A 23,843-nucleotide genomic window follows, 5' to 3' on the forward strand; every position below is an offset into this window, starting at 1 on the left:
CTCCTTGCTCGCATAGCCCTGACTTTGGGCAATCACTTCGCCGTTGCCGGCCTTGAGCCTCCACCGGACTTTGCCCGCGGCGTCGGTGAACAGTTCGAACTTGCCTGCCATGACTACCTCGTTCCACACCTCGAGAACGTGCCTGACAACTCCCGAGCGTAAACGCCTACCTGCGCCTGACCTGCACGGACACGCACCCCAACCTGCCGAGGGCAAACGTGGACCGCAAACCCCGATGCGCGCCGCGCAGGCAGACACCGACCGGACACCAGCGGACACCTCCGTCGCCGGTGGAACAACACACCGGCTTGGTGCGTCGATGCTGAGTATGGGAAGAGATTCGATCGATCGACAGGCCTTGCTCGACGCCGAGCTCGATCCCGATGATCCGGCCGTGTGGGAGACCCAGTACCGCATGAGCGACCTGCTGGTTTGCCTCGGCATCGCCCACCGCACCCTCACATCCGACTAAACAGGAGTCGAATATATGTTCGAATGACTGTAGGGTGACTGACATGGCACAGACGTCGCGACCGGACTGGACCGCGGCCGCGTTGACCGCGCTCCGCCGACAAGTGCTCGACGCGACCGCGTTCGGTGTGCTGGTGCACCCCACCCAGGTCTACGCCATCACCGCGTGCCTGGATGCCCAACGGCGGGCCCGGTTGCGCCACGACACGGTGTCCAGTTGCCCTCGACGGTTACATGCTCAGTCGCCGATGGGTTGCCAGGACTACCGGCGGGAGCAGCGATGACTTCCTCGGTGTTCGATTCCTGGCCCGAGCAGTTCACCCCACCGCTGCGGATGATGGTGGATCCACCGCAACCGGTCACCGTGGACCTCGCCGCGGCCATCACGACCCGACCGACCCATTTCCGAGTAGACGCGGTACCCCTTCGGGTGCGCCAGGGTGGTCTGCGCTTGACCGACACCGCCCCGGGGCTGCTACACGCGTGGGCGCGGGTCTCGGACGGGACATGGCTCGCGCTGGTGACTTTCACGATCCACACCGGCAACGGGCACGGACTGCTCCACCTCGAGCAATGGTGCTCGCAGCATGCGGTCACCCACCAACACCGATGACATCGCCTCTTATTTGATCTCCACGCAGAGCAAGTGGTCAGTGAACATCCAGCGCGCCGTGCAGGGCGATCGCCCCGCCCCCAGACGGCCGTCGAGGAAGATGTTGCGCTTCCCGAGGTTCACCTGAGGAGTGGGCCGCTGCCTCCAAAGGAAAATTGGTGCGACACCGCAGCGATGGCGTGCATAGCATTCGGGTATGGGTGGACGGGGTGAATACGAGGCCGCGGTACGGGGCACCTTCGATCAGCTCGACCGGTGGCGCAACGCAGCCCCGATATTCGAGCCATGGTCGGGCAGTCAGCTGGTCGGCGACGACGATGATTGGCCAGGGTTCGCACTGTCCCAAGTCGCATATGGCGGCCTATCGGTTGCAGCCGAGCATCTTCAAGCGCTGCGGGTTCATATCGATCCAAGCTCGTCACCGGTGGTGAATCTCTTTCCCACTGCCCACTCGACGCTGTGCCGCACGGCTTTGGTCGGGGCAGCGCAGACGGTGTGGCTTTTGGCTCCTGACGAGCGTGCCGAGCGGCTTCGCCGCCACCACACGGTCGTCGCCGAGATGCAGAGTCGGCATTTGGACTACCTCCGTGGCCTTCAGGTTCTCGCTGGCGAGGATAGGCACGAGGGCACAGACAAGGTTGCGGTCGGTGTCGAGATGCGGCACGAACAGATGGCTGCGAAGCGATTCGCACTGGGTGAGTCGGGTGGCCTCAATACGACCAGATGATCAAGGATGCGGCTCGTGCGGCTTACAACGGACATCCCGATTGCGAGACCCTGGTCCAGGAGACGGTTCTTGCCTGGCGGGCGGGATCCGGTGCGGCGCATGGGTTCTACTGGCCGCTGTTCGGTCGCGCCGGAACCGAGCAGATCACCGGGGCGGATTCGCGAGGGAATGCCGCTTTCGTGGCCGGGGGATCGTTTGAGGCGATAGCGCAGCCGTACATGGCCGCCTTCTACCTGTGCGAAGCGGGCTGGAAGCTATTGCGTCGCAGAGGAATGTGACAAAGCTATAGCCGAGCTCGTGCACGCAGGATCGGACCTCGTCCGTCACGCGGACACTCGAACTTTCGGTGCGTCCGCGCCGCGGCGTCCGGTGTTTTTTAATGCTGGTTCTACGATCGATGTCATGGACGGCGAGAGCGGCATCCCGAGTCCGGTATGGACTGGAACGATCGTGGTCGACCCGGTCGGTCCAACACCGGCAGATTGCTTCGGGCGCAAGTATTGGACCAGGACGCTGTGGGCGGTCCAAGACGGGATCCGCCAGGGCCGGATAACCATCGATGTCTACGAGGATCGGCATATGGTTGTGCTCGACAATGCAGAGACGGATGCCCGGCACGGCGGCGTCGATTCCCGCCGCCAAGGAGTCGGACGCGCACTCATGGACCAACTCGAGCAGCTGTACCCAGCGCCGCGGTGGTGGTTCGCTGCGGACCCGCGAGCTGACCATTCCCCGGAGGGCAAAGTACGACTGATGGGGAGCCGGTGCCGCCCCGGCCGCCAATGGGTGCACAGCACCGAGTGCCTCGATCCGCAAGCGATCAACTGCCCGTGCAATCCACCGTGGTTCCCCCACGACATCGCATAGCCATGAAGGTTCGCCAGCTCAACGGCAGACAGGGAGCCGCCACGGTTCCGCAGGCCACATGTTCTGGGATCCTTGGACGTCGAGTACAAGATCCGACCGCGTAGCAGTCGGCTAGCGCGTTGGGGTTGTGATATCGGCGGGTGAGCGATCTGGTCGCAGCCCACGGAACCCCTCGGTGCGATTTGCGTCCCGCCAGACTCCGAACCAGGTTTTTCGCGAGCCACAGTCAGGGGGCGGCAGCGTCTCCTCGTAGCTGCGACCCGGCTAGTTGAGTCCGTAGACTCCACCTCATGATTCGGCACGCATCGCGCAGAAACCTTCGTTGGTCGTGAAGGGCCCGGGTGCCGCGATGCCGGATCGAAGGCCAGGGCGATATGCGCGGCCCGACCTTGATACTCGAACACGGGTGGCCGAGTTGGCCGACGACTTCTTCGGACTTGCTCGGAACCCAAGATGGGCCGAGATGGCCGATGCCCCGTACGAGGAAGGCATGGTCTTTCCATGGACGGTCGGTCACTTCCAAAAATTCCTTAAAGAAATCGGGCTCCGGGTGGCGCTGGGTGAGGTGACGCGCATCCTTGGCGCGATGGAGCACGTTGGTCTCCTCATTTCGGGCGGGTTCGACTTGACGTCGGCGCTCGGCGGACACGTCTATTTCGGCAACCGCGGGTCACGCAGCCAACGGCAGGGCGGAGGAAGGCTCTGGCTGTCCGAGGTCTTCGGCGCGGAATTGATCATTCCCCTCTATCGCCAGGTCACTGCTCAGATCACCGGTTACCCAGCCGTCCCCGATGCGGATCAGCAGTGGGGCACCGGCCTGATTCTGGACAGGTCACACATGTTGACCAACAAACACGTCGTGGAGGGCATGCGACGTGACCTCGGGGTGATCTGTCCTCCCCAGCCGTTCGATCTGAATGGCCGACGCGACATTCACCTACACTGCCACGATGAACTGGATGTCGCTGTCGTCGAGCTCAAACTCGACGACAGCGACGCCGGATTCAAGCCGCTGCCGGGCACGGTGTTCCGGGACCCGCATTGGGCCGATGAGACATATGTGTTCGGATACCCGCGGGTGCCGATGACCGCCGAGATGGCGATCACTGTCCAGCGGGGCGAAGTGGTGAACCCGAAGACCGAGACCATGCCGAGACGGGATCCGATCTTTTTGTATTCGGCGATCGCGCGTCCCGGCAACAGTGGCGGCCCCATCGTCGCCGGTGACGGTCGAGTGATCGGGATGGTCGTCGAGGACTGCTCCGAAACGCAGTCCAGTGACGGAACGCCTAGTGCTGCACCATTTTACCGTGGAATACCCTCGAGCGAGATATTCCGGGCACTGGACGACCTTGGGCTCGTCGGGTTAGCGCGATTCGAATCCTGGGATTAGCAGCACCCCTCAGACACACGGATCCGATTAGGCCCCGATGGCCGACAGAGCGGGGGCCACGACGTCGAACCGGCCTACGCCCTGGGGAACCGTTGCATTGCCAGCTGCCGGCGACTCCGAAGCCGCCCGACCAGATATTCAGCCCGACCAGCCCACTGCCTCGACGCGCTATCAGCACTTACGTCGCAGAGGTAGATTCGAGGCCAGTAGCGGGGTTGCTACTGCGCCGGAACCGTGAGCGGTCGGATCTCAGTCCACGTAAACTCGGGTGTCGCAGCACGCCGTCGACGGCCGGTGGCGATCGACAGGTCACCGTACATCCGGCCGATGCGGTACATCACCCCGATCACCAGCGCCATGGACAAGAACAACACAAGCTGACAGCTGCATGAATGCAGCCGACCCGTTCGGTAAAACTTGAGGCTGCTTACGCTTGGTCAATTGGTCAGTTTCAACCTTGGCTACAACCCAGCCACTCGCCGGCATAGGTGGGGACCCAGTGTGTGAGCATGCCCGGGCATTCTCCGGTCATGTCCAGTCCGGCACCGTTGACGTGGCGGGGTGTGCCGGGATCGCGGATCACGATGGCGTCCAGCCGCACCCATACCGGCTTCGGGGACTCCACCACGGTCCGCGCGAAGTGGCCGCGCCCCTGCGGGTACAACGGCCGAGGGAAGGTCCCCTCGGTTCGCGCGGGCCCGCTCGGTTCGTCTCCGCCGCCGTTCATCGTGTTCACTCGGTCCAGGGGCTCAGGTCGACCAGCCGCATCGAGAACGGGTACGCGCCGGGGGCATCCAGGGTCGGCTCGATACCGGCGGTGGTGTCGTCGATCTCGAGGATCGTGAACTGGCTGACGCCGTTCGTGCCGATCCGGACTAAGTCTCCTACCTCCATGATCGATACTATAATCGAACACATGTTCCCATCGGTGTGTGAGTCGGCGCGACCCTACCTGCGGCTCGGGATCTGGACGGAGCCCTCGCCGCGGTTCTGCCCGAACGGGCACCGCCTCGGCGCCGGACGCGCGATCGTCGCGGCCATGCCGTGCCGCCGCGTCGGCGGGCACCACCGCGCCCACACCTGCCTCGCGTGCGGTGCCACCACCTACAGCCCGCCCGTGCACAACGACTGCGAGCACTGAACACTGGGCAACCCAGGCCGCCCGCGGGATACCCAGAGCGGCAGCAGGATCGAGCTCTCGCGAACAGAATCTGTGCGACGGCCTAGGAGCTGAGCGCAGACCGGCGCTGGGCAGCTCCTAGCAGTCCCTCCCGTCACGCCGAGCCCTGTCGCCGCACATCTGCTTTCAGTGCAGTGAGTCCGCCGACCGCGACGCGGTCGGCGTTCCACGGCACAGAGCCGATCTCCCACTTTCGCCGCGTCCTCGCGCGACGCGACCGGCACCGCGCGTTCAGGCCCGTCCAGGGTGTAAGGCCGCGACTCACCGGGCCCTAGGCACAGACCTGGCGGATGTCCTCGGCCCACGCGCAGCCACCGACATCCGCCACACGCTCACCGGTCTCACCGGAACAGCTACGGCACAGCGTGCGCGGTGTTCGAAGCCGCCAACGCCCCAGTGCCGTTCAAACGAAAGGTATCGCATCATGCGTCGATCGAGTTCGTTCGAGTTGTGGTTCCCGCTGCGGCAGGTCTTGCCCATTGCCGAGCACGCGATGGCCGCTGGTGAGCATTCCTGGCCCGAGTGGGACACCGACAAACCCGACCCGGTGCCGCCGGCACTGGTATGGGCAAAAGACGAGGGCACCTATCTGCTGTCCAACGGTCGGCCTCGTCTGCTCGCCGACCCTACTCGACCCGACGGATCGTCGAAGGTGGTGTACGCGGTGGGCTATGACAACCGCAGCCACTTCAACTTTTCCGGCACCGCGGTCGGCGGGACCGACTTCGTCGAATACATCGACCTCACCGAATCGTTCGACGGCGTGACGTTGATCGAGATGATCCGCCACCACGCCTTACATGGCGGACTACTCATCCTCACCGCTTACCACGGCAGGTTCGACATCAGCTTCAGCTCCGCAGCGACCGACAGTCTCTGACCCCACCCTTCCGGCTCGATCCGCGCTGCGGGGAAGCCCGAGAAAGCTTGTCAGCTCGCGTGCCCGACGACGGTGACTATGGTCGTCCGGTCGGTGTTTCCACCTCATCGACGTCTTTGTCCAGCCGTAGTCCCCGCCAGGACGGGTGGCGTAGGCGGCCGTCGCCGGTCCATTCGGTGAATGCCACTTCGCCGACCACGTGCGGGTCGAGCCACACCACCCCGGCCGGGGTCGATCGGACTCCGGGGACCGGTGGATCCGGGCGTTGCAGCGGCGCCAACCGTTCGTGCAGGTCCGTGAGCATTCCCGCGGTGAATCCGGTACCGACACTGCCCGCATATTCCAGGTTGCCTCGGTCGTCGGGGACCGCGACCAGCAGCGATCCGATCTTCCCGGCCCGTCGGCCCGTCCCGGTTTTCCAGCCGATGACCACCACCTCCTGGTGGGCGACGTTCTTGACTTTCGTCCAGGCGGGACTGCGTTGCCCGGGCAGATACCAGCTGTCGCGCCGTTTACAGATGATTCCCTCGGCCCCGAGCGCCTGCGAGGCGGCCAGGGCGTCGGCAGCCGGGCCGGGAAGCAGGCCGGGGATTCGCCAGTGTGGTCCGGCCAGGCCGGTGAGTTCGAGTAGTTCGCGGCGTTGTGTGTAGGGCAGCCCGGTCAGGGATCGGTCGCCGATGTGGAGCAGGTCGAAGATCATGAACGTCGCCGGTGAGGTCTGGGCCAGGGTTGCGATGGTGGCCGGGTTGCGTTGGTGCATGCGGGGGGCCAATGCCCGGAACGAGGAGCGGCCCGCGACTTCGACGACGATCTCACCGTCGACGACGAATCCGGGTTCGGCCGGGGCCAGCCCGGCCAGTTCCGGCCAGGCCGCGGTGATGTCGTTGCCGTTGCGCGATTCCAACCGCAACCGCTCATCGACGTAGGCCAGGGCCCGTCATGTTGACTGAACTACCAACGGATCTCGCGCACTCCACGCACAGTTCACCACCATGGGAGACGAAAGAGTGAGCATGCCTGCTACCGGCTTGCCCGCGATAGGCTCGGTCGAAGCTATCCCCGGACCGCCGGGGTATCAGGTCCGGTTCCCGGACCAGCCACACGACGCTTGCCAGCTGTGGCTTCGGGAGTTGTCTGTCTGCGATTTGAGCCCGAGTTCGCTACGCAGCTACGGGTTCGACCTACTGAGGTGGCTTCGCTTCCTCCACATTTTCGATGTGCCCTGGCAGCGCGCCGAACGCCGACACGTCCGCGACTTGGTCGAGCACCTGCGTACGGCTCCGAACCCGCGGCGGCTTCGACGGTCTCCCTCGGCTGCGCCGTTGGGATCGGTCAACCCGATTACCGGAAAGCCCTACCCGACCATGGGTTACGCACCGCGCACAATCAACCATCAGCTCACAGTCCTCTCGGAGTTCTACAATTTTGCGATCGACTCTGATCTGGGCCCGCTGGCCAATCCGGTGCCGCAGCGGCACGGCCGCGGCGGGGCGCGGGCGCACGCCCACCACAATCCGATGCAACCGTTCGTCCGCGGCCGGCGGGCACCCTATCGCCAGAAGGTTCCCCAACGGCTGCCCCGGGCAATCGCCGACCACGCGATCGACAATCTGTTCGCGGCGCTGCGCAGCAACCGTGATCGGGCGCTGCTGGCCTTCTATCTGTCCTCGGGGGTTCGGGCATCGGAGCTCCTCGGGATGCATCTGACCGATGTCGACGCCGGACATCGCACCATCAAGGTGATCTCCAAGGGCAGCCGCGAATTGGCCGAAGTCCCCGCCTCCGCAGATGCGTTCGCGTGGCTGGCACTGTATCTGGTCGAGGCTGCACAGCAGGGATGTCTCGGTGACGGCCTGGTTTGGCACACCATGCGAAGTCCGTACCGGCCGTTGACCTATCACGCCGCCCGGGCAGTCCTGATGCGCGCCAACACGCTGCTCGGCACGAACCACTCCCTGCACGACCTCCGACACACCGCCGCGACCCGAATGATCGACGATCCCGCGTTCACCCTCGTGGACGTACAGACGATCCTGCGGCACGCCTCGATCTCAACCACGTTGCTCTACACCCGGCCACGACTGGAGGACCTCATCACCAAGGTCGCCGAGCACCACGCCCGCCAACGCCCGGAGCCGATCACCCAGGTAGGTGCGGGCTACGACGCCGCGCTCGTTCGAGAACTGTTGGGGCTGAGCGAATGAGTTCTCGAGTACGGACCATCGCCCGAACAGCGCTGGAGGTGTCGAAAGACCGTCGCTACGGTCCGACAGGTCGTATCTACCTTCTGGCCGGCTACGACGGCGGACAGTCCCCACCACCACGGCCCGACAACGGCCCAGGACACCACTTGCTCGCCGCCGGGATCGAGGAGCTAACGTGCCTCCTTCCGATCCGGCTGGCACCGATCCTACCGGGCAGGCCGGTCAACCAGCAGCGCTGGACCCGTCATTTGCGCAAGGTGCTCGAATGGCTGGATGAGTACCCGGGCGAAACATGGGAGGACAGGTGGCTGGCAAGCGGCGCGGACTTGGCGCCGCGGGCGTGGGCGAGACAGCTCGAAGAACGCGGATGCATCACTCGGGCGGTGGACGGCCACGGCGCCTTGTCAGCCTTGGTGACTGCCCGCATCATCCGACTGTCGTACTCGTTCCTGCTCTCGACAGTGTTCTACGAACTGCCACAGCGGTTTTCACTGTTCAATGACTCACAGATGTTCGACCAGCTGCGTAATCTCGATGCCTATCGCAGACAGGTCCGGCGAGTCCAACTCGATGCCGAGACGTGTCTGGTGCGGGTGATGATCCGCACCGGTAAGCCGCTGACAGCGCTCACCGGAGATGACCTGCTTGAGTACGCCGATCTCGTGCAAGCCTCCGGCCGGACGCGGCGCGAGCATCTGGCATGGGAGTTGATGGTCGAACTAGGGCCTTTCGCCGAGGAACCTCCCACACTGCGCGCAGTGTGGAGCGCGAAGGGCAACAGTCGGCAGCACTCCACAGCAGGGCTGGTCGACCGATACGGTCTGCCACCCAGCCGCGTGCGCGACCTGTTCGTGGAATACCTCGACGAGGTCCGACCCGGCATCGACTACTCCACCTATTCAGCCATCGCCCATCATCTGGTCCGGTTGTTCTGGTGGGCCGTTCTCCAGATCAACCCCGACCAACAGGATCTGCGGTTGACCCCGGCGCTCGCCGCGACCTGGCGCGAGCAATTGACCGTCACCAGCAGCGGCATGACGCGCACCGATCTACACGGGGTGCTGTTCACCGTGCGCGCCTTCTACCGCGACATCGGCCAATGGGCATTGGAGGACCCGGCGCGTTGGGCGCATTGGGCCGCACCGTCACCCGTCCGCGACAGCGATGTCCGAGCGATGAGCAAAGCCCGAAATCGCGCCAAGGCCAGAATGCAGCAACGAACGCGCGTGCTGACCGGACTCCTACCGAGCTTCGTCAGCACCGCATCCGAACGCAAACGCTGGTCACAACAACTGCTAGGCCGTGCAGAGAGTGCCAGCCACGGTGAGGAGTTCAGCATTGATGGCGTCGTGTTTCGGCGCCACGATCCACCGTGCACGACGGCGCGCAACGGGCGCGCACGAATCTGGGTAGCCGGGCCATCCGAGCTTTGTAACAAGCTCGGCCTGATCGATGTCTCTCAACTCGAGGGTGATTGCTTCTGGGCGTGGGCGATCATCGAAACCCTGCGACTGACCGGGGCCCGCATCGAGGAGGCCCTTGAACTCACTCAGCTCTCGATCCGCCACTACACCCCGGCAACAACCGGCACCGTCGTACCGCTGCTGCACATCGCGCCGTCGAAAACCGACCTCGAACGGCTGATTCCGATGAACCCGGAACTGGTCGAGGTGCTGGTAGCGGTCCAACGCCGCGCGAAATGCGGTCGTGAGCGAATCCCGTTGTCGGTGCGCTACGACCGCCACGAAAGACTCCACGGAGAACCGTTACCGCACTTGTTTTCCCGACCCGTCGGTGCGCGTCACGAAGTCCTGTCAGCCCACTACATCCGCACCATCCTCAACGCGACCGCTACAGCCGCCGGCCTCGCCGACCACGGCACTCCGATGATTTTCACCCCACACGACTTTCGCCGACTCTTCACGACCGAGGCTGTCGGCTCGGGGCTTCCGTTGCACATCGTGGCCTCGCTACTGGGCCACCTCGACCTCGACACCACCCGCGGCTACACCGCGGTCTTCCCCGAAGCCGTCATCGCCCACCATCAAAAGTTCATCGACCACCGGCGCTCCCTGCGCGAATCGCTCGAATATCGCGACGCCACCACCCACGAGTGGGATGAGTTCGAGAAGCACTTCCTACTACGCCGCGTCGAGCTCGGCGACTGCTTCCGCCCCTATGGCACCCCGTGCATCCACGAACACGCCTGCGTGCGCTGCCCGTTCCTGCGGTTGGACCGCGCCCAACTGCCGCGCCTGGACGACATGGCCGCCAACGCCCGCGACCGTCTCTGCCAGGCCCGCGACAAGCAGTGGCTCGGCGAGGTCGACGCCCTGCAACAGACTCTGCGCCATATCGACATCAAACGCCGACAACTCGACCCGACGCCACCCTAAGCACCGTATACATCGCGACGACAACGCGCTCCGGCAACCCGGCAGCATGGTTGCCACGAGCACGCGGTCCTGATAGTGCGTCTATCGGCACCGACGCGGGCCAGTGCGGGTTCGGGTAGTAACCGCCGAAAAGCACCACATTTGAGCTTGGCCCGGATGACGGGGCGCTTCGTGCGTGACTGGCGCGCCGTTGTCGCAGGTCGGCATGTGCGATGCCCCGACTGGAGCTAAAGAGATGTGCCCCAATTGCCAAGTCCAGTCCGGCGATCTCGCCGCCGACGACCAAGCCGTCACCGAGGTCTGCGGTGGCCGCCGACAGCGCTTCGACATGTTCGGGGGTAGCACTCGGTGGTCTCACGCAGGTTCCGGCCCCGTAGCCGACAACCCGTGGGATCGCGGCGCGCTAACGCCCCGTCCATTCATCTCAGACGTCCGGTTGGGGGATGGATCAGGCGGCGGACTCTCCGCACCTGGGGTAGCCGTAGCATCGGCGGAAAATGCAACGTAAATGCTGTTCAGAGCCCATGTTGCCCCATGATCCGTGGCACCGGATAACGGCCCGATATCGAATCCGATCTCCTTGCCGCGCGCGAGAGGATTCGCCGGATGATCCGTAACCGGAAAATGATAGCGTGCGTCCTGCGCGAGCCCGGCCGCCCAGGTCACGGACCGTGTTACACCTTCTCTACAACCGACGCTGTCGTCAAACAATCAGCTCCGAACAGCGCTTTGAGATCTCCGAGGAGGGCTGGAGTCTTGTGAACCCGGAATCTCGGGTCTATGCCCAACCGCTTCGTCGTACGGCCGATTAGCACGATGTGCACGTCGGTGTCCCCCGGGTGGCGTTGCAAGACTTCACGAAGGGCATCGACGTTGGGGCGCGTGCATGCGTGCACAGGAATGGACAGGGCAATCGGGGCTGACGATGGTCCGCCGATCCCCAAGTCGGGCGTGGAGATCTCGACAGCAAGGATTGAAGTCCTGCCTTCACGGACCGTCACGTTCGCGGTGACGAGCAAGACCGAGTCTTCGGTGAGAACGTGCTGACAGCTGATATAAGTCGAGGAGAAGACGAGTATCTCGGTGGCAGCGTCGAGGTCGGCGATCTCGATGATGGCCCACGGTTCACCCTTCTTGTTGACGCGGCGGTCAACCGCGGCGACGATGCCGCCGATGACGATCTTCTGGCCGTGGCGAACCTTACCCGCGTGCACGGCGGCGATCGAGGTGTCGGTAAGCGATGTGAGCGCTGCGGCGATGCCGTCGAGGGGATGGCCTGACACATATAGACCCAGCATCTCGCGTTCGAGGGCGAGTTTGTGCTTGGTGTCCCACTCCTCGTCGGGCACCTTGACATGGAACACAGAGCCGATCGACTCGTCGACATCCTCCCCACCGAAGAGATCGAATTGGCCCATCGCCTCGGCCTTCTTGGTCGACATCATCGCGTCGATCGCATCGGAGTGGACCAGCGCCAAACCCTTGCGTGGATGGCCGAGAGAGTCGAATCCCCCTGCCTTGATAAGCGATTCGGTGACCTTCTTCGAACATGCCAGTGAGTTGATTTTCTCCAGGTAGTCCGAGAAGTCGGTGAACTTCCCCTTCTCCTCGCGGGCGGTGATGATCGACGACACCACATTGGCGCCGACGTTGCGCACGGCACCGAGACCGAAGCGAATATCGTCCCCGACTGAGGCGAAGTCTGCCCGGGAGGCGTTGACATCGGGCGGCAGAACCGTGATGCCCCTCTTGCGGCAGTCCGCCAGATAGATCGCGGACTTGTCTTTGTCGTCGCCGACTGACGTGAGCAGACCGGCCAGGTACTCGGCCGGAAAGTTGGCTTTGAGATAGGCAGTCCAGTACATGACCAGGCTGTATCCCGCAGCGTGTGACTTGTTGTAGGCGTAGCCGGCGAACGGCAAGACCGCCTCCCACAGGGCGGTGACTGCCTCATCGCTGTAGCCGTTGGCGCGCATACCTTTGCGGAAGTTCTCGAACTCAGCGGCTAGCACTTCAGGCTTCTTCTTGCCCATCGCTCGCCGGAGCAGGTCGGCCTGGCCGAGCGAGTAACCGGCCACCTTCTGCGCGATCTGCATGATCTGCTCCTGGTAGACGATCAGCGCATAGGTCTCGCCCAAGATGGTTCCCAGCGGTTCGTCGAGTTCCCGGTGGATCGGTGTGACAGCCTCACGGCCGTTCTTGCGGTCCGCGTATGCCCAGTGCGCTCCCACTCCCATCGGACCGGGTCGGTAGAGCGCGTTCGATGCGATGAGATCGTTGAACTCGGTCGGGGCCATCCGGAGCAGAAGCTCGCGCATTCCCACCGAATCGAGCTGGAAGACACCAAGATTGTCGCCGCGGGCGAGCATGGCATAGGTCGCAGCGTCGTCCAGTGCGAGGGTGTCGAGGTCGAGATCGATGCCGCGGTTGGCCTTGATGTTCTCCAGGGCGTCACCGATAACGGTGAGGTTGCGCAGGCCGAGGAAGTCCATCTTGAGCAGGCCGATGGCCTCACACGAGGGGTAGTCCCACCCGGTGATGATCGCGCCGTCCTGAGCACGCTTCCACACCGGGATCGCGTCGGTGAGCGGTTCCGAGGACATGATGACCGCGCAGGCGTGCACGCCGGCATTGCGGATCAGGCCTTCCAGACCACGCGCGGTTTCGTAGATCTTGGCGACGTCGGGGTTGGTGGAGATGAGTTCGCGGACCTCGGCGGCTTCCTTGTACCGCTCGTGCTCGGGGTCGGTGATGCCCGAGACCGAGATGTCCTTGGCCATGATCGGCGGGGGCAGCGCCTTGGTGATCTGGTCGGCGATGGCGAAACCGGGCTGGCCGAACAGCACTCGCGCGGAGTCCTTGATCGCGGCCTTGGTCTTGATGGTGCCGAAGGTGATCACCTGGGCCACCCGGTCGCTGCCCCACTTCTCGGTGGCGTAGCGGACCATCTCACCGCGGCGGCGATCGTCGAAGTCGATATCGATATCGGGCATCGACACGCGCTCGGGGTTGAGGAATCGCTCGAAGAGCAGACCGTGCGGGATCGGGTCGATATTGGTGATGCCCATGGCGTAGGCGACCAGCGAACCGGCGGCCGAACCACGACCCGGCCCCACCCGGATACCGACCTCGAGGGCGTGCTTGATGAGGTCACCGACGACGAGGAAGTAGGCGGGGAACCCCATGTCGCAGATGACTTTGAGCTCGAAGTCGGCGCGATCGAGGTATTCACGCGACGGACCGTCGGGGAAGCGGCGATCCAGGCCTTCGAGGACTTCCTTGCGCAGCCAGCTGGCCTGGGTGTGGCCTTCGGGGACCGGGAAGATCGGCATCCGGTCGCGGTGTTCCCACACCTCGTCGTAGGACTGCACGCGTTCGCCGATGAGTTCGGTGTTGTCACACGCGCCGGGGACCTCGGCGTCCCAGATCGCGCGCATCTCCTGCGCGGACTTCAGGTAGTAGCCGTCGCCGTCGAATTTGAAGCGGGTGGGGTCCGACAGCGTCTTGCCGGTCTGAATACACAGCAGCGCTTCGTGATTGGTCGACTGGTCCTTGGTGACGTAATGGCAGTCGTTGGTCGCCAGCGGTGGAATGCCGAGCTGCTTGCTGATCTCGAGTAAGCCTTCACGCACGCGACGCTCGATGGACAGACCGTGGTCCATCACCTCGAGGAAGAAGTTGTCCTTGCCGAAGATCTCCTGCCACTTCGCCGCCGCTTCGAGGGCTTCGCGGTCGTGACCCAGGCGCAGCCGGGTCTGCACCTCACCCGACGGGCAGCCGGTGGTCGCGATGATGCCCTCGGCGTACTGGGCGATGATTTCCTCGTCCATCCGCGCCCACTTGCCGAGCTGGCCCTCGATCGAGGCCAGGCTCGACAGCTTGAACAGGTTGCGCAGGCCGGTCGCGTTCTCGGCGACCATCGTCATGTGGGTGTAGGCACCGGAACCGGAGACGTCGTCGCTCTTCTGCGACGGATCACCCCACAGCACACGCTTGGTGTCGAACCGCGACGCCGGAGCGATATAGGCCTCGATGCCGATGATCGGCTTGATCCCGGCCTTCTTCGCGGAGTTGTAGAACTCGCTGGCGCCGTACATGTTGCCGTGGTCGGTCATCCCGACCGCGGTCATCCCCAACCGCTCCGCCTCCGCGAACAACGGCGAAATCTTCGCCGCACCGTCGAGCATGGAGTACTCGGTGTGATTGTGCAGATGAACAAAAGACGCGCGACTCATTGCCATCAACCCACCCATTCCGACCGCTGTCAGTACCTAACTGGTTGTCGAGCGCGACATTCACGCCCGGCTGTATCGCAGGTATATGACCAGCTAGAGTGCGGTCATGTCGAACAATCGACAAGCGTCAGCCAACAACCATTGGATGTGGAAGCAGGTGCTTGACTTGGATCTCGATCTGTCCGCAGTGCGCGCGATGGTCGCTGTCAGTGACGAAGGGCAATTCGGCCTCGCTGCGGCCGTGCTGGGTATCAGCCAGCAAGCGGTGTCCAAGCGGATCGCGAAGCTGGAGAGTCAACTCAACGCCCAACTATTCGAGCGCCGCATCGGCAACGTTGCGTTGACCGCTCACGGCACCCGGTTCTTACCCCACGCCCGCTCGATACTTGCCACGGCCGACACCGCCGTTGCCGCAGTATGCGATTCGCAAGTGCTCCGTGTCGCGGTGCACGGCGCACAGATCGCCGACGCGAATCTGATGCGGTTCTACCTCGAGAAGCACCCGTACGCTGAGATCGAACTCATCATGATGGGCCCGGCTACGACATCGCGGGACGCCGTCATCGACGGTCGAGTCGACGTCGCCTTCGCCCGCAGACACTGGCACGCCCGGCCACTACCAACACATGTCAGCGCCATTCCCGCCTACCTCGATGCCTTACATCTGCTCGTCGGGAAAGGCCATCCGCTCGCGGACCGCGACCGCGTCGACCTCGAAGCCCTCGCGCACCTGACCGCGTGGGTGCCCGGGGCCGGATTCGATTCTGAAGTGGGCGACTTCTACGGCCGGCTCGGCGACAGCTGCGGAATCACAATCACGACCGAGCAACAGAAGGGCGGTATCGGATTCGCGAACGTGGTCGACCGCATCGCGGAGTCGACGACGCTGGTCACCTTCGGCGGCGAAGGAACCACGACACCGTGGCACCCGGACATTCGCCGCATACCCATCGTCAACCCGACGCCCGCCTATCCCATGGCACTGCTGTGGCGGGAAGCGATCAATGACCATCCCCAGCTCAACTCTTTGATCGACTTCGTCATCGCCAGCTACAACGGCAACGCAGTAGATTCGATGTGGGTCCCGGAGCCAGACCGTGCGTTCTGCACACGATGACCACTTGGCCCGACTGTGCCGACTTGCCAATCGTCCGTTCAGCGATCCTGACACTGCTGAGCGGTACGTTCGTTCGACAACGAAATATATGTCCCCGGAGTTGGCCCCCTGCAGCAACGCATGCACGCCAAGCCTGCCGCGGGTTGCTCGCCGCTTGCCCGACGCGGGATCCTCGGCGGTCTCGACCTTGAGAGCGGACTGATCCGGGTGCCGCCGTTCTGGATTTACATCGACCCCGACCCACGACTGGTTTCCTGACGCGACCTGGGCAGGTCGACTTCGGTGCAGGACCGCCGCCCCGTCTCCACCGACACTCTGGTCACCAATGTCGGCCCCTCAACCATGGCTCCTAACTCGGTATAGCTTCCGATGAGGGCGTGGTGGTATCTGGCCCGTGTACGACATCTGCTGTACGGCTGCGGCTTTCAGCGGCGTTGGCAAGCGGACGGACTGCAGCAACAATGGGCAAGTGAATACCCGAGGGTGGGGCACTTTCCGGGTGATACGTCCGGTGTGCGGTAGCATTGAGGTTCGGTAGCATACGCGCTCGTCCATTGCCAAGGTCCTCCAGTGACACCGACATCAACGTCGTGGTGACAACACCTGGGATTGTGACCTTTTGAGTCCCGAGCACCACTGTGAATTCGCTATCGAACGCCAGCTGATAGTGGCCATCGAGGTCGAGGGCGCTGTTGACAACCTCACATTCTGAAGATTCCCAGGTCCCGACAACGACCCTCCCTTCAAGCAGCGACACGACACTCGTGATGGCTCGAAAATCTGCGCTCGTGAGGGTATCGACATCCGGTACGAGAACCGGTGTTGCCGTATGTGCTTGGATCTTCGCCAGTGCGCGCAGAAGTTTGAGAACCATCGGATGGATTAGCTGCTGACCAACCGGGATCTGGTGGAAATCGTGGAACGGCCCATACTTTTCGCCCAGTTGCAGCATATTCGGATACGTCAACGCTGCAAGAAATTCTACTGCTGGCAGTGCTACCGCACAGTCGTGACCTGTGACATCGCCCATCGAGAAATGAATGGTATTGCCGTCACCGTTCAGGTCGAAGAAGCCGTCCGTGGTGACGAGCCCGCTCGCATCGATGCCATGTGACCACACTCCGGTGCCATCAGGACCGGAGACGGAGGCCATCTTGAAAAGAATTTCGGTACTGAGCGGACCTGCTGCTCCACAAACCCGAAGCCGTATCTCGTAATGACGGCTTTGCGCTGCGCTGACTCGCACAACACCCACCTCACCCGTAGTGGCAAGGCCTCCGAGCAGATCGACATCGACCGTGGCAGGAAGGGTGGCCGGTATCCCGTACTTGCGCCATCGATCGTAGGCTCGGCGGTCGAATGCGGGGTCCTCGAAAGCGTACTCAAGTCGTATCGGGATGGGACGCTCGTTGAGTGCTTCGTCGAACCGTTGGTAGATGCGGAAGGTGAGACATGAGCCGTCTGCGGCCACCTGCTGAGTCGCGGCGAGGAGGTCCTGTTCCTCGTGCAGTTCCGGCCTGAATGGATCCAAGCTCACCCCATATCGGAAGTGCGGATCCCCGTCCAAAGCCGTCTGCACGCGCCGCAAATGTTCGCGTAACTCGGCCGGAGTGAGTATCGAGGTGGCGGAATCGTTGTCACGCAGTGTGAGATCGCGCTGCAGGATCTTTGCGACCTCAGCGACGGCGTTCTTCAGGCGGTCACGGCCGCCGTTGAGGTAGTAGTCCTGGACGTACCAGTGCTTGGAGATCATGGCCTCGCAGTAGTTCAGACCGTGCCAGTCGATTATGCGCCCTGACGTCTGACGCCACGCCTCTATGAGTGCTTGCTCATCACTGGTCAAGGGCTGCTGGCGTTCCTCCGCAGAAATCGGCAATTTGGGGGTATCGGAGAACATGTCATCGATAACCTCGCCGGGCAGCTTGTCGAACCAATCCTGACGGTTGTCGATCGTCGGATCCAGCGGCATTACCAGGTACCAGTCACCGAGCGGAAAGCCCCTGCGCACCAGTCCAACCATCAGCCGTCTGAACGACTTCTCGACCTGCCGTTTCTGACTATCATCGAGATTGAGAGCAAACTTCTTGACCTGGTAGACATCCCATACCACTGATCCGCTGACATCGCGGGGCACGATCACGTCGATGCCATAGTCCCCTTGTGATGGCCTGATCCGCCACGCTCGTCGGTGTTCGTTATAGAGCAGGTTCGCAACGACTGCCTCGACCTCGTCGCCGCTAAGTGCTGCCCATGGCACGCGCGCCATCGGACTCCTTGTGTCAGTGCGCGATCCGGATATACGCGCACCTTGATTGTCGCACCCACCCGAGACATGGCTGGACGACATAGCCGCCAAGATCGGTGACCGACCTACCGCCCGCCGACTTGCCAAGTTCAGAGAAGGATCCCGTCGTGCTTGAGCTCGAATGCCCACCGCCCGTCGTCCACCGGCAACGCCCCCGGGGCGGCCAGCATCGGCGCGTACCGCGGTAACCCACTCACCGGTTCCTCGCCATCACCACACCCCTTCCACACCACCCGACACCAGCAAACATCCAGCGTAACCCTGAACTGGGTGGCCGTCGGCCACCGCGCCGCGCATGCCACGCGATCACCCCTTGACCGAACAGGAGTCCCGAATGAGCACAACCCCACCCGCGATCGACGTCACCGCCGTGGAGTCGATCTCACGGACCGAGTTCGCCGGACGCGAGCACCTCGGTACCGCCGGACCCATCACCGCGCTCGCCGACCACCCCGTCATCGAGCGGTGGCGTGAACAGGTGCGGGGGTGGCGGGGCCGGTTCTGGACCTACCTGCCCGACGAGACCGGGGCGCTGCGGCTGTATCCGCTCAACGTCAGCCGCCGCTTCCGCACCGCCCGCTGACCTTCGTCCACTCTCGGCGCGCCACTGGCTTCAGCGTGTGGTCGCGCCGTTGTCGTCTTCTACGCAAGGAGCTTTCGTGTCCACCACCACCATCGAGCCCGACACATCCGCCGACCTGGATCAGGAGTCCTCGCCGGGAACCGAGGCCACTATCACCGTGCTCGCTCCGCTGCCGGCGCCCGCCGAGGCCGTGAGCATGGACCCGGCTGATTTGGTGATCGGCCACAATGTGCGGCCCGAAGACCAGATCGATCTCGACGCCCACCCGAAAGAGGTGGAGTCGATCCGGCGGTTCGGGGTGCGCGATCCGATCCTGGCCCAGCGCGGCCCCGACGGACACGTCGTGGTCGTCGACGGCCAGGTCCGCGCGTTGATCGCCCGCACCCTCGGCCTTGCGAAGGTGCCTGTCTATATCGAGGCCACCGACCGGTCGATCGATGATCCGGAACGGTTGATCGAGCGGGCGTTGGATCAGATCAACCTCAACGACCGGCGCATCGAGTTGACCGATTCGGCGCGCGCGGCCGGGGTGGCCTACATGCTCGACCTCGGTGCCACCGCCACCCGCATCGCCGAAGGTCTGCAAACCGACACCGCACAGATCCGTAAGGCCGGGAAGATCGGCCGATCGAGCACGGCCCGGAACCTTTTGGACACCAGTCAGTTCAGTCTCGACCAACTCGAGGTGATCGCCGGATACGAACAGCTCGGCGACCACGCCGCGGTGGAGAAGCTGTCGTCGGTGCGGTGGAACTTCGACTACCACGCCGAGATGATCGCCGCCGACCGTGCCCGACGCCGCGACCGGCTCACCGCGGCCCTGCCCTATGCCGCGGTCGGGCACCCGATCCTGCACGTGGAATCCGTCGAGGTCGACCTCGACACCTACGTTCCTGTCGACGACCTCGTCGATACCAACGCCGAACCGGTTTCCCCTGAGGCGATCGACGCCGAACCGGGACGGTGGGTGGTGGCGATGGATCTGGTCGAGGACGCCGAACTGTTCGACCCCACCACCGATGAGGTCATCGACCCCGACACTGTCGATTTCGACGCCGACCTCCCCGGCACCGAACCCGCCGACGGGCTGCGCAGCGTTGCCGGGTTGGTGTACCGGGATATGTGGATGCCGAGTTACTACCTGCCCGTCGATCAGCTCGACGTCGCCGGGTTGCACCGCCGAGGCCCCGACACCCGCGGTGACCGTCCCGAAGGCGGCGAGGGTGGCGGTGAGGGTGATGGTGGTGATCTTGCCCGGGTCGCTGCCGAGCAGGCGGCAGCGGACAGCGCCCGGAAACGTGAGGAACGGCGGCGGGTGATCGAGCTGAACAAGCGCGGCGCCGCCGCGAAGAAGCGGCGACTGGAATTCCTGGCACGGGTGCTCACGTTGCGGACCCCACCGCCGGGCAGCGCCGAGCTCGTCGCGACCTCACTGGCTCGCGACACCACCCTCCTCGGCGGAATCCGCGCCCGGACACTGGCATTGACCCTGTTCAACGCGGACAACAGCACCGGCCTCACCGACACCGCGGCATCAGCCGTCGCGGGCAGGGCGTGGGTGATCACCCTCGGACTCGTGCTCGCCGCCCACGAATCAACCCTCGACAAGGACTGCTGGCGCACCAACTCCTGGCAGTCCACCACCGTATCCGCCTACCTGCACTTCCTCGCCGCGGTCGGTGAACACCTGGCCAGCCGGGGACGTGCCAGCGACCGCAACGAACAGTTCCGGCTCGTCGACGTCGAACTGGCCGCCGCCGGCGATCTCGACTACCGCACCATCCCCCTCGACCAGAACTCCACGACCGTCCCCGCCACCGACGAGCGCGGGACCGTCGACGACAACGACCCCCCGGAAGAGGAGCAGCTCGCGCACGCCGCGTGAGGGCAGCGGCGGTTCGAATCCACGGAATCGATTCGGACCGCCTCACCCCCTCGCTTCGACAGAGGCGCTCCCACTACCCAACCGGAATGAGGCCCGTGATTTTCACCCGGTTCCGATATCCTCGAAGTTGCGGGTTCGATTCTGTGGCAACCGATCATGCATCACCGGTGCGGCAGCTCCGCAGCATCCCCGACGTCCCGAACCCGGACCTGGTCGACGAGGTTCGCTCCCACCTCGCTGACGCTATTGCCCGCGACCGCGACGAGCTCGCTGCCGCGCGCTCTCCCGACCGCGTCCTCGATCTACGACGTGAGCGCACCGTGTGGCTGCTGTTCCAGATCAGCACAGCGCAAGAAAAACCAGTCGGCGCAGAGGATCTTGCTTGGGCCGTCGCGCTGCTGCGCGACCGAACCATCCGCGACATCATGTACGGTCTCGCCCGCAGCGAGTACCACGGAGCGGCGGAGGCACTGTGGCTCCAGATCGCGGCGGCGACCCACGGTCACGACCGCGCCGAGGCCGTCACCTTGTTCTCCTACAGCGCCTACCACCACGACAACACCGCGCTCGCCAGGACCGCCCTTGCCACAGCCCTCGATGCCGACCCGACCCACCCCATCGCGGTGCTGTTGGCAACCGCGCTCGACGACCGCTTGCCACCCCAACAGATCCGGGCACTCGCCGAGGCCGCAGCGGTGATCGCGGCTGACCTCGGCATCGACATCACCTGACCCGCAGCGGTCAGAACCCGGTCGTTCTTTGCAACCTCCCCCTCGAAATCAGTGTTATCCACCCCCATTTGAGCTAAGGAGTTCGTCATGGCCGGAGACACGGTCATCACAGTCATCGGGAATCTGACCTCCGATGTCGACCTGACTTTCATCCCAGCGGGTGATGCGGTCGCGCATTTCACTGTCGCCTCGACCTCGCGGGTGTTCGACCGTAATACCAATCAGTGGCGTGACGGGGACGCAATGTTCCTGCGCTGCAACATCTGGCGCGAGGCCGCGGAGAACGTGGCCGAGTCGCTGACCAGGGGCGCACGCGTCATCGTCGCCGGGCGACTCAAGCAACGCAGCTACCAAACACGCGACGGGGACAAACGCACGGTGTTCGAGCTCGAGGTCGACGAAGTCGGGCCGAGCTTGCGGTTCGCCCGCGCCCAGGTCACCCGCACCGGACGCAGACCGAACAACGGCAGCGGCAACGGGTTCGGCGCCGACAACCCTACCCGCGCCACCTCTGCGGCCGAGCCCGCCACCGCTGCGCGGACCTCGGATGCTTCTGACCCGTGGGCCACCTCCGCCCCGGCGGGCCGGGGCAGCCAGGCGTGGGCCGAGCCCGCGTTGGCCGGTGTCGGTATGGGTGATTTCGGACAACCACCGTTCTGACCTGACCCGGTTCTCCGATGCCGTTGCGGTGGCGAGCGGGGAGGCAGGTGGTGGGTCGGGGCACCGGTCTGGGGTGGGCCCAGCCGCTCGAGGGCTACCAGGCCATCGTGCGCCACGCCGTCGGGCCCGCGCCCGGCGGAAACGAATCCCCCGCGCCCGTCCCAGCCCCAGCCGGCGGTCGGGGTTGTGCGCGCGGGGAATTCGCCCCCGCACGCAGATGGCGCGTTCCCGCCGTCGTGTCGCCCGCTGTCCTGGTGAACAGCCCTCGGCTGGGCCCACCCCAGCCCGGCACCCCTATTTCGCGAAAAGCGTGGCAGTTCCAGCGCGCCCAGGTGCCGAACCATCTCACCATCCACAGTCAGGAGAACAGCTGTGTCCGTTCACGCACCCACCATCTCCCCCACGACCACCCTCACCACATACAGTGTCGAGCCCGGGTTCGACCGGCACGATCTCACTCTGTCTGCCGCCGATATCGTCGGCGCCGAGCCGCCATCCGGCGAGCCCGCCACCGAAGCATCGGTGGCGGCGGTGCCGGATACGCGGTCGTTCCTGGATGCGATCTCGGCGATCGAGCTCGCTTTCACCATCGATCGCAAAGCCGCGATCGCGATGTTCCGTCCGGCGCTGGACTTGGCGACCGACGCCGACTGGGACGTCCTGGATTTCATGGTCGAGTGCTTCACCCTCTACCCGCGTGAGTCGGCGCTGCTGCGTCTGCGGGCCCGCTGGTCCGCCGGTGACGAAACCGAACGCGAACGGTTGGTGCGGTTGGTGCCCGACACCGACCCCGGCCTGCACTCCCACGACAACCACGCCCTGGCCCAGCTCATCGAGACCCGCGCCAGAACGAACGGCACCAGCGTGGCCGAAGAGTTCGCGACCTTTCAGGTCCAGCTCGCCGCCGCGGAGATGCCCCGCCAGTCCATCCGCACTTGGCGCAACCCGCTGCCGCGCTTGACCATGCCCGTCTCCCGCCGCGTTGATGCGTCCCGTCTCAGCCCCGAGCAGATCCGGGCCCGCGTCCTCGCGCGTGGCAAGCGTCGCCCCGCGGAGCCGGAACCGGTCGAGGTCACCGCGTATGTGCGGGAGAGCCTGTTCGTCGACACCGAGGTTGTGGAGCAAGCCCGCTTGCGCCAACGGTGGGCTGAGTTGATCGCGCGCGGAGTCACTCTCACCGCCGGTGCGCCGCGGGGGTGGACACCGCGCCGACCCGGTGAACGGGCCCCGCTGCCCGCAGACCTTGCTGAGGCGATGTGGGATCACCAGTACTGCGTGCACGTCGCCGATCAACGCGACCACGACCGCGCCCTGGCCGGTGAATCGACCAAGTCCCCCGAACACTCCCACGCCTGGGCCGCCGAACGGACCGGGCTGCGCTCCCGCGCCGACCGCCGCGAAGGGTTCGTGTTCCAGGGCAACGGGCTCGACGACTTCGCCACCGCGATGACCCCGGTCGCCGGATGGCGGTGCGTGTCGTGCTTCATCGAACGCCCCACCACCGACCAACGCCCCGTCCACGCCTGCGACGGGATATTGCGTAGCGATGACGGGCTGTGTGACTACTGCCGGTGCGAGAACCGCACCGGGCTGCCC

22 protein-coding genes and 1 pseudogene are annotated in these 23,843 nt (G+C 64.5%); 17 read left to right on the top strand and 6 right to left on the bottom strand.

Annotated features, from left to right (window positions below; all coding sequences use genetic code 11):
• Positions 1 to 111: YegP family protein (locus NI2_RS33420; protein ID WP_157104712.1), on the bottom strand; the 111-nt coding region annotated here is incomplete at its 3' end.
• A gap of 217 nt (positions 112 to 328) precedes the next feature.
• Here NI2_RS33420 and NI2_RS34280 point away from each other — a divergent pair.
• The 6 genes from NI2_RS34280 to NI2_RS32170 all read left to right on the top strand — a co-directional run bounded on the left by NI2_RS34280 (position 329) and on the right by NI2_RS32170 (position 4,071).
• Positions 329 to 472: a hypothetical protein gene (locus NI2_RS34280; RefSeq protein ID WP_157104713.1), complete on the top strand. Its 144-nt coding sequence runs from the start codon at positions 329 to 331 to the stop codon at positions 470 to 472.
• A gap of 43 nt (positions 473 to 515) precedes the next feature.
• Positions 516 to 755, top strand: a complete 240-nt coding sequence (locus tag NI2_RS32145; RefSeq protein ID WP_067498953.1) for a DUF6374 family protein — start codon at positions 516 to 518, stop codon at positions 753 to 755.
• Positions 752 to 1,084: a hypothetical protein gene (locus NI2_RS32150; protein ID WP_084477097.1), complete on the top strand. Its 333-nt coding sequence runs from the start codon at positions 752 to 754 to the stop codon at positions 1,082 to 1,084. Before NI2_RS32145 ends, NI2_RS32150 begins: the two co-directional genes overlap by 4 nt.
• A 196-nt stretch (positions 1,085 to 1,280) precedes the next feature.
• Positions 1,281 to 1,811 carry a hypothetical protein gene (locus tag NI2_RS34285; protein ID WP_133734322.1) on the top strand — a complete coding sequence of 177 codons (531 nt, stop codon included), beginning with the start codon at positions 1,281 to 1,283 and terminating at the stop codon, positions 1,809 to 1,811.
• Complete coding sequence (locus NI2_RS32160; protein WP_067498958.1) at positions 1,808 to 2,089, top strand: hypothetical protein; 282 nt, start codon at positions 1,808 to 1,810, stop codon at positions 2,087 to 2,089. The genes NI2_RS34285 and NI2_RS32160 overlap by 4 nt, the downstream gene beginning before the upstream one ends.
• 995 nt (positions 2,090 to 3,084) lie before the next feature.
• Positions 3,085 to 4,071, top strand: a complete 987-nt coding sequence (locus NI2_RS32170; RefSeq protein WP_067498963.1) for a S1 family peptidase — start codon at positions 3,085 to 3,087, stop codon at positions 4,069 to 4,071.
• A 451-nt stretch (positions 4,072 to 4,522) separates the two neighbouring features.
• On the opposite strand, the gene NI2_RS32175 is transcribed toward NI2_RS32170, so the two are convergent.
• On the bottom strand, positions 4,523 to 4,807 hold the full coding sequence (locus NI2_RS32175; RefSeq protein ID WP_067498965.1) for a hypothetical protein: 285 nt from the start codon (positions 4,805 to 4,807) through the stop codon (positions 4,523 to 4,525).
• Complete coding sequence (locus tag NI2_RS34290) at positions 4,804 to 4,965, bottom strand: hypothetical protein (protein WP_157104714.1); 162 nt, start codon at positions 4,963 to 4,965, stop codon at positions 4,804 to 4,806. The genes NI2_RS32175 and NI2_RS34290 overlap by 4 nt, the downstream gene beginning before the upstream one ends.
• Before the next feature lie 22 nt (positions 4,966 to 4,987).
• Here NI2_RS34290 and NI2_RS32180 point away from each other — a divergent pair, with 22 nt between their 5' ends.
• Positions 4,988 to 5,212, top strand: a complete 225-nt coding sequence (locus NI2_RS32180) for a hypothetical protein (protein ID WP_067498967.1) — start codon at positions 4,988 to 4,990, stop codon at positions 5,210 to 5,212.
• A 463-nt stretch (positions 5,213 to 5,675) separates the two neighbouring features.
• On the top strand, positions 5,676 to 6,131 hold the full coding sequence (locus tag NI2_RS32185; RefSeq protein ID WP_067498969.1) for a DUF3085 domain-containing protein: 456 nt from the start codon (positions 5,676 to 5,678) through the stop codon (positions 6,129 to 6,131).
• A 76-nt stretch (positions 6,132 to 6,207) separates the two neighbouring features.
• Here NI2_RS32185 and NI2_RS32190 read toward each other — a convergent pair whose 3' ends face one another.
• Positions 6,208 to 7,035, bottom strand: coding sequence for an ATP-dependent DNA ligase (locus NI2_RS32190; protein WP_067498972.1), 828 nt, complete (start codon positions 7,033 to 7,035; stop codon positions 6,208 to 6,210).
• Positions 7,036 to 7,144: 109 nt separating this feature from the next.
• On the opposite strand from NI2_RS32190, the pseudogene NI2_RS35475 reads away from it, so the two are divergent.
• The 3 genes and pseudogenes from NI2_RS35475 to NI2_RS32200 all read left to right on the top strand — a co-directional run.
• Positions 7,145 to 7,399, top strand: a pseudogene (locus NI2_RS35475) (site-specific integrase); the annotation flags it as partial.
• Between the two features lie 54 nt (positions 7,400 to 7,453).
• Positions 7,454 to 8,335 carry a tyrosine-type recombinase/integrase gene (locus tag NI2_RS32195; protein WP_255284056.1) on the top strand — a complete coding sequence of 294 codons (882 nt, stop codon included), beginning with the start codon at positions 7,454 to 7,456 and terminating at the stop codon, positions 8,333 to 8,335.
• Between the two features lie 413 nt (positions 8,336 to 8,748).
• Positions 8,749 to 10,731, top strand: a complete 1,983-nt coding sequence (locus tag NI2_RS32200; RefSeq protein WP_243750165.1) for a tyrosine-type recombinase/integrase — start codon at positions 8,749 to 8,751, stop codon at positions 10,729 to 10,731.
• A gap of 674 nt (positions 10,732 to 11,405) precedes the next feature.
• On the opposite strand, the gene dnaE is transcribed toward NI2_RS32200, so the two are convergent.
• Positions 11,406 to 14,972: a DNA polymerase III subunit alpha gene (gene dnaE / locus NI2_RS32205; RefSeq protein WP_084477104.1), complete on the bottom strand. Its 3,567-nt coding sequence runs from the start codon at positions 14,970 to 14,972 to the stop codon at positions 11,406 to 11,408.
• 100 nt (positions 14,973 to 15,072) lie between these two features.
• Here dnaE and NI2_RS32210 point away from each other — a divergent pair, with 100 nt between their 5' ends.
• A complete protein-coding gene (locus NI2_RS32210) occupies positions 15,073 to 16,083 on the top strand; it encodes a LysR family transcriptional regulator (RefSeq protein ID WP_243750172.1) in 1,011 nt (336 codons plus the stop codon).
• Between the two features lie 349 nt (positions 16,084 to 16,432).
• On the opposite strand, the gene NI2_RS32215 is transcribed toward NI2_RS32210, so the two are convergent.
• A complete protein-coding gene (locus tag NI2_RS32215) occupies positions 16,433 to 18,349 on the bottom strand; it encodes a hypothetical protein (protein ID WP_133734338.1) in 1,917 nt (638 codons plus the stop codon).
• A gap of 373 nt (positions 18,350 to 18,722) precedes the next feature.
• On the opposite strand from NI2_RS32215, the gene NI2_RS32220 reads away from it, so the two are divergent.
• From NI2_RS32220 to NI2_RS32240, 5 genes are all read left to right on the top strand, one after another.
• Positions 18,723 to 18,971 carry a hypothetical protein gene (locus NI2_RS32220; RefSeq protein ID WP_067498986.1) on the top strand — a complete coding sequence of 83 codons (249 nt, stop codon included), beginning with the start codon at positions 18,723 to 18,725 and terminating at the stop codon, positions 18,969 to 18,971.
• A 76-nt stretch (positions 18,972 to 19,047) separates the two neighbouring features.
• Positions 19,048 to 20,856: a ParB/RepB/Spo0J family partition protein gene (locus tag NI2_RS32225; RefSeq protein WP_067498988.1), complete on the top strand. Its 1,809-nt coding sequence runs from the start codon at positions 19,048 to 19,050 to the stop codon at positions 20,854 to 20,856.
• A gap of 143 nt (positions 20,857 to 20,999) precedes the next feature.
• The gene (locus NI2_RS32230; RefSeq protein ID WP_166655850.1) at positions 21,000 to 21,587 is read left to right on the top strand and encodes a DUF4192 family protein; all 588 of its coding nucleotides are present in this window, start codon (positions 21,000 to 21,002) and stop codon (positions 21,585 to 21,587) included.
• Positions 21,588 to 21,674: 87 nt separating this feature from the next.
• Positions 21,675 to 22,247: a single-stranded DNA-binding protein gene (locus NI2_RS32235; protein WP_067498992.1), complete on the top strand. Its 573-nt coding sequence runs from the start codon at positions 21,675 to 21,677 to the stop codon at positions 22,245 to 22,247.
• Positions 22,248 to 22,619: 372 nt separating this feature from the next.
• On the top strand, positions 22,620 to 23,843 hold a 1,224-nt coding region (locus NI2_RS32240; protein ID WP_157104715.1), incomplete at its 3' end, for a hypothetical protein.

It is taken from the genome of Nocardia ignorata NBRC 108230, assembly GCF_001612905.1.
Lineage (GTDB): Bacteria > Actinomycetota > Actinomycetes > Mycobacteriales > Mycobacteriaceae > Nocardia > Nocardia ignorata.